This window comes from Streptococcus pluranimalium, assembly GCF_047785745.1.
GTDB lineage: Bacteria > Bacillota > Bacilli > Lactobacillales > Streptococcaceae > Streptococcus > Streptococcus pluranimalium_B.
The window spans coordinates 1-6,300 of record NZ_JBLOJT010000098.1 but is presented as its reverse complement, the minus strand read 5'-3'; the positions used below and the strand labels follow the sequence as shown (position 1 = coordinate 6,300).

The following is a 6,300-nucleotide window of genomic DNA, read 5'->3' as shown; positions in this document are numbered from 1 at the left end:
ATACAGTCAAAAGCCCTATGACATTCGCAGTGGATTTTACCCACTACAGAAATTATAGAGCCATTATAAAATTATAAAAAGGTTGAGAAACTTCTCAACTTTTTTTAGCGTATCTAAATACATTTATGGTAGGTAGATGATGCAACATGTAGCGATAAGTTAGACTAGCTCTCCTAGACAAGTTCCTAGCTTTTTCAAAATTTCTTTACTGATGCCAAAATAAGTCAAATCAATAAAAAAGTTGACAGTTTTTTGAAACGACTGTCAACTTTTTTATTATTTATTATCTTCTGTTTTCTCAACACTGATGATCTCAACTTCATAACTACCAGCAGGCGAAACGATCGAAACCTTATCACCTTTATTTTTTCCAATAAGAGCCTGACCAATTGGGCTATCATTTGAAATTTTCCCTGAGAAAATATCTGCTCCAGCAGCACCTACGATGTGGTAGGTATCTTTATCAGTTGTACCAACTTCTTGAACAACAACGGTCTTACCGATAGCAACTTCATCTTTAGCAACGGCATCACTATCAATAATTTCAGCATAACGAATTTGATTTTCAAGTGTTGAAATTTCACCTTCAACAAATGCCTGCTCATCCTTTGCTGCATCATATTCTGAGTTCTCTGAAAGGTCTCCATAAGAGCGGGCAATTTTAATACGCTCAACAACTTCTGGACGACGAACTAATTTTAATTCCTCCAACTCTTTTTCGAGTTGCTCTTTTTCAGTTTGAGTCATTGGAAATCTTTTTTCTGACATGTTTTTCTCTTTTCTAAATCTTTTTTTATGAAAGAATGGGAATAATCCTAAAAATCAATAATCCATAGAAGATACACTGTGCATTCACTCCTAAAAAGTACTTTCAACTGCTAAAACTTTAAGAATTGATTATAGCAGCTACTAACAGCTCTCGTGATTTTTTGCAACTTCTTTAACTATGGATACGATTATCACAAATCTGAGACTCTTTTATCTCAGACTAATCAGTCTACTCATTTTACTCTGCACTATTTTCCAAATGAGCATTAACATACTTAGAAACATTAGCGTCATGAGTAGCATAATCTTCAGCATAGTAAACTTCACCTGTTGTGACATCAGCAACAAAGTACAAATTATCTGTATTTGCAGGATTAATGGTTGCTTCAATAGCTGACAATCCTGGGCTATCAACAGGACCAGGCATCAAGCCAGGATTTTCATAGATATTATAGGGTGAATTGATCTTAGTGTCAATAGTAGCATCTTCACGAAGTGTCGTTTCTTGACCTAACTTGCCCATAGCATACAAAATAGCAATATTACTTTGAAGAGGCATTTGGATATTTAAACGGTTGTAAAAAACACTTGCAATATGACGACGATCTTCATCTGTTGAGCCTTCTTTTTCGACCAATGAAGCTAGGGTAAGGACTTCGTTAATCGTATGTCCTTTAGCAGCAATCTGATCAAAGTATGGTGCTAAATTAGTATTCATTGTCGCCAACATCTGGTCAACGATATCTTCAAGGCTTGACTCCTCATAATAATTATAAGTTGCTGGGAATAAATAACCTTCCAACTGGTACCTTGCTTGATCGGCTGAAGGAATATCCTTGAGTAACTCAGGGTATTTCTTAACCATTTTGTCAATGAAGGCTTTATTCTTCATCAACTCTAAAAAGTCTTGTTCAGAATATGAGGTCTTACTTGCTTTTTTCGTATTAACATTGACTGTCACCGCTTTAGCAATCTGATCTATCGTAGAACCTTCGGTAACCAAAATCTTTCCAGAAACAGGCTCTTGTGGCTCTAAAGTTCCACCTTGTTTAAGAGTGTCAATAATATCCTTCACAGTCATACTTTTTTGAAGATTATAATAACCACTTTGAAGATTTGAAACATTTTTAAAACGGGTATAATAGTTGAAAATAGCAGCATTTTTCACCAAGCCATTTTCTTCTAAAATCTGCCCAATTAATTTATTACCCGATCCTTCAGGAATTTGGACAGGAACAAATTCTTTGGAGTCTGTATCAACAGCTCCAAGTGAGCTTGAAACATAACGATAGCCTAAAAACGCTGTTAATAAACCAATCAATACGATAATGGTTACTAAAATACCTGTTATTTTTGCGGCAATCCTATTATTTTTTCGTCGTCTATTCATAATTGGACGTTTTACCTCAGTAATAGATTCTTTTGCTTCTACTTGAGCCACTACAGCCTCATTTTTAGCTGCTATACTATCACTAGATAATTTATTAGTCTCAGCAATATGAGTTTGTCCAGCTTCTTGCTTATGGCTCTGTTCAATGTCTATGTCTGAAAAATCAACTTCACCAGCAGTCAATGAAGCTGAAGTTGATTGTTTTTCCTGACTAGGTCTAAGAAGGGGGGCTTTTAAAGCATCCGATAATACTTTGTCATCATTAAGCTGAAACGCTTCACTAGTACTTTCACTCATTGACACTGAGTGGCTGCTCTCTGAAACTTCAGTAGAAAGACTAAGAGATACTTCTGTTCCTCGATTCTCTCCTTGATCAAGAGAACTTGTTGCTGATTCTTGTTGCCACTTTAAATCTTTTTCACTGTGAATACGAGCTAACTCATCTTCTCGCTCTTTAGCTAAACGTACGGCTTCTTTTTCCTGCTGAAGTCTTGCTTGTTCAGCTTGACGTGCTTCCTCAGCTCGTTTCTGTTCCTCTTCTTGAAGTTGACGTTTGCGATTGGCTTCTTCTAATTCTCGTAAAATATGCTCTTTAAAATTTTCCGCACCCACAGAAGAAGATTTATCATCGTCTTTAAAATCCGTCAAAGCTGATCCTCCTACATCATAATCAATCGCCATTATATCTCAAAACCCTTGGAAAAGCAACGATTACATCAGGTTGTCACCTATTCTTAACATTAGTTGATTGGATTTTCCCAGACCATATTATACCAGATACTCCCACCATGTGCTGACTCGGATTGACCTTCATCAATAAAGCCATTCATCTCATAGTAAGAAATCAGGTAATCATGACAGGTCAGATTAATGCCTTGTCGTTTTTGAGCTACAGCTAGGTCCTTAAGCGCCGCAATTAAAGCTGTCCCAACCCCTTGCCCTTGATAGTTTTTTGAAATAGATAAACTCGTGACAGCAATAAAACCACCCTCTTTAGGATTTTGCTCTACTTTATGGAATAAGTCATCCGTTAAATAGCGTTGTGATACCACTGGCCCTTCAATATAGCCAGCTATGTTCCCATCTATCACAGCGACTAGAAAAGTATCTGAAATCCGCTCAATTCTTTCTTTCATAGCTTCTGGTGTTGCAGCTTCTTCTATTGAAAAATTTTGAGACTCAATATCTGAGATGATAGCCCAGTCTGCTAATACCACATGTCTAATTTCCATATGTCCTCCATATAAATGCTAAAATCATTCCTAGACTACTTATGTAACAAACGATGACTGCCATACAATACTTTGCTGACGATGTCTTAGTATACCACCTGTCAGCGCTATCGGTAAGTCATCACCTCATCTAAGCACTATTGTCTTTGCACATAAAATACTTTTATACTGACCGTTCTTCAACTTATGGGATATTCCCGAAAAAGTAAGATTTTTTGTTCTAAAAAGGAAGTAAGAAGGAACTTCCAATAATTAAAAAAGTTCGCCTTCCATCCCCGCAATATTGAACAGGCTTGTATCGGAACATAAATCGCAACCGAAAAAACCATTCAGTAATGGTCGCTTGGAACTAAAGTTCCTAAGCAAGTATGCAAAGAAAACACTAAAAGAACTAAAGCGTTTCTCTCGACCACTGCGTTAGAATGTTATAACGAACTCCATATAGTGAGATTGGACTTGTTGGCCAGTCCTATACAGTTAGTTTTAAAAACATAAGCCAAAAAATCACATCAATTATTAGGTCAACAAAGGACAATCGCACTTGATTAATAGCTTGTTATTTTATCAAAATAGAAGTACTAGGATAATTCTGAAACAATACTAAGTTGAAGTATGTCTGATTATTACCGACTAGAAAATTTTCTGACAGTTACAAGACTACTGATTATTTTTGGTCAAATTTGCTAAAAGCTCTTCAAAAGAACGCTCATACAATTGGATGTCACCTGCTCCCATGAAAACATAGACAGCATTGTTATGGTTAAGAAGTGGTGATACATTTTCAACGGTGACTACTTTAGCTGGTTTTTTAATGCGATCTGCCAAGTCTTCTACTTTAACATCTCCATTATCAACTTCGCGAGCTGAACCATAAATTTGTGCCAAATAAACAGCATCAGCCTCATTCAAAGCAGCTGCAAATTCATCTAACAAGGCGATAGTCCGTGTAAAAGTATGAGGTTGGAAGATAGCCACAATTTCTTTTGAAGGGTATTTTTGACGCGCCGCATCTAGAGTAGCGATAATCTCTGTTGGATGATGAGCAAAATCATCAATCACAATCGTATCATTGATTTTTTTCTCTGTAAAACGACGTTTTACTCCAGAAAAGGTTTTTAGGTGTTCTGCAACAAGTGCCATATCAAAACCTTCAACAAAAAGATTGGCAATAACAGCTGTGGCATTTAGGATATTATGACGACCAAATGCTGGCACATGGAAACGACCAATTGCTTCTCCTTCATGCATAACAGTAAAATCAGAACCATTTACTGTACGAGTGATATCTGTCGCATAAAAATCGTTTGATTCTTCGAAGCCATAATAGTAAATTTTTGCTGGTGAAGTAATACGACGAAGATAGTCATCTTCACCAAAGATAAAGAGAGCTTTTTTAACTTGCTTTGCATAGGCATCAAAAGCATCAAAAACATCATCAATACCAGTAAAATAATCTGGATGATCAAAATCGATATTGGTAATGATAGAGTAGGCTGGATGATACGGCATAAAGTGACGCTCATATTCATCAGATTCAAAGACAAAGTATTGACTGGACGCTGAACCACGGCCTGTACCGTCACCAATCAAGAATGAAGTATCGGTGATATTCTTCATGACATGAGCCAAGAGACCCGTTGTAGATGTTTTTCCATGAGCACCAGCTACACCAAGGCTGGTAAATTGTCCCATGAATTCACCCAAAAACTCATGATAACGTTTAAAGGAATAGCCCAACTCAATAGCCTTCGCCACTTCGACATTATTATCTTGACGAAAGGCATTACCAGCGATTAACTCAACATCTGCTGTAATATTTTCTTCAGAAAAAGCAAGGATTGGTATACCAGCTTGTTCTAATCCACGCTGTGTGAAGTAATATTTTTCAACATCGGATCCTTGAACCTTATGACCCATTTGATGCAACATCAGTGCCAAGGCACTCATCCCCGAGCCTTTAATTCCGATAAAATGATAGGTTTTTGACATGGTAACTCCTTAATCTTCAAAACGTGTCAAATTAAGCTCTTGAGCAATCTGACGTTCTCGTTTTTCTTGTCTTTCTTGGTGATTATAAATTTGACTACGTTTTAAAAAGTCAAAGGTATTTTTCTTTGGTTTTGAATCCTTTTGATTCTCAGGTTTGTTATAGACTTTTGGTAAATCCACCAAAATATATGTCTCTTGGTGCAACTTTTTAGAAAATGCAGCTAATTCAGAAGTGTGTTCTGACGCCTTGTCTTTCTGAAACACCTTAGTTTTAGCAATAGTCTGCGCCGGTTTCTTGGCTACAGACCCTTTCTTTTGAAAGCTAGGTACTTCTCTTTTAGAAGACGAGTGTGATAAAGCGGTACTGGTCTTAGCAGAGTGACTAGGCTGTTTAGCGCGTTGTAATTCATGATTAACGTAAAACTGTCGCTTTTGTCGCAAATCATTCTTAGCATCTTCACGCGCCTGCTCTGCATAAGTCCGCCCTTGATCTAGCTCAGTAGGGATATTTGATTGACTATCTTTACTAGTTTTGGGAATAAATTGAATACTGGGTGTTACATCAGAATAATCCTTATCATAATAAGTCCCATTAATATTAGTAATAAGATCATCATTATCATATAAGCGCATCGCTGTTGATTGTCCGATAACTGGTTCGTCATCGGGAATTAGGGGAAACGCACGTCTTCTGGAACTCATTGGCTCACTTCCTTTCTGTAACAGTCCTATTATAAACTAAAGCCTCTACTTTTTCAAAGTTATCTGCCGACACCTAGACCAAGAATCTGTAGCGTTACAATAGATGTGAGACCTAGAAGACAAACAAGAAGAAACCTTGTAAGATAAGAGTACCACACATCCATCAAAAAGGAATCTTCTCATGACTAGTATATCACAAAACAATCGCTACTTGCCACG

5 protein-coding genes are annotated in these 6,300 nt (G+C 37.0%); all 5 read right to left on the bottom strand.

Annotated features, from left to right (window positions below; genetic code table 11):
* Positions 1-276: 276 nt before the first annotated feature.
* Positions 277-768, bottom strand: coding sequence for a transcription elongation factor GreA (gene greA / locus ACMZ6U_RS08680; protein WP_416107964.1), 492 nt, complete (start codon positions 766-768; stop codon positions 277-279).
* Between the two features lie 238 nt (positions 769-1,006).
* The gene (gene mltG / locus ACMZ6U_RS08675) at positions 1,007-2,806 is read right to left on the bottom strand and encodes an endolytic transglycosylase MltG (RefSeq protein WP_416107966.1); all 1,800 of its coding nucleotides are present in this window, start codon (positions 2,804-2,806) and stop codon (positions 1,007-1,009) included.
* Positions 2,807-2,898: 92 nt separating this feature from the next.
* Positions 2,899-3,390, bottom strand: a complete 492-nt coding sequence (locus ACMZ6U_RS08670; RefSeq protein WP_416107962.1) for a GNAT family N-acetyltransferase — start codon at positions 3,388-3,390, stop codon at positions 2,899-2,901.
* Between the two features lie 657 nt (positions 3,391-4,047).
* Complete coding sequence (gene murC / locus ACMZ6U_RS08665; RefSeq protein ID WP_416107960.1) at positions 4,048-5,379, bottom strand: UDP-N-acetylmuramate--L-alanine ligase; 1,332 nt, start codon at positions 5,377-5,379, stop codon at positions 4,048-4,050.
* Positions 5,380-5,388: 9 nt separating this feature from the next.
* Positions 5,389-6,081: a hypothetical protein gene (locus tag ACMZ6U_RS08660; protein ID WP_416107958.1), complete on the bottom strand. Its 693-nt coding sequence runs from the start codon at positions 6,079-6,081 to the stop codon at positions 5,389-5,391.
* Positions 6,082-6,300 lie beyond the last annotated feature (219 nt).

What these genes read in the sequence shown, in the direction of transcription:
- ACMZ6U_RS08660 (WP_416107958.1), bottom strand. Translation starts at nt 6,081, where the DNA reads ATGAGTTCCAGAAGACGTGCGTTTCCCCTAATTCCCGATGACGAACCA.
- ACMZ6U_RS08670 (WP_416107962.1), bottom strand. Translation starts at nt 3,390, where the DNA reads ATGGAAATTAGACATGTGGTATTAGCAGACTGGGCTATCATCTCAGAT.
- murC (WP_416107960.1), bottom strand. Translation starts at nt 5,379, where the DNA reads ATGTCAAAAACCTATCATTTTATCGGAATTAAAGGCTCGGGGATGAGT.
- greA (WP_416107964.1), bottom strand. Translation starts at nt 768, where the DNA reads ATGTCAGAAAAAAGATTTCCAATGACTCAAACTGAAAAAGAGCAACTC.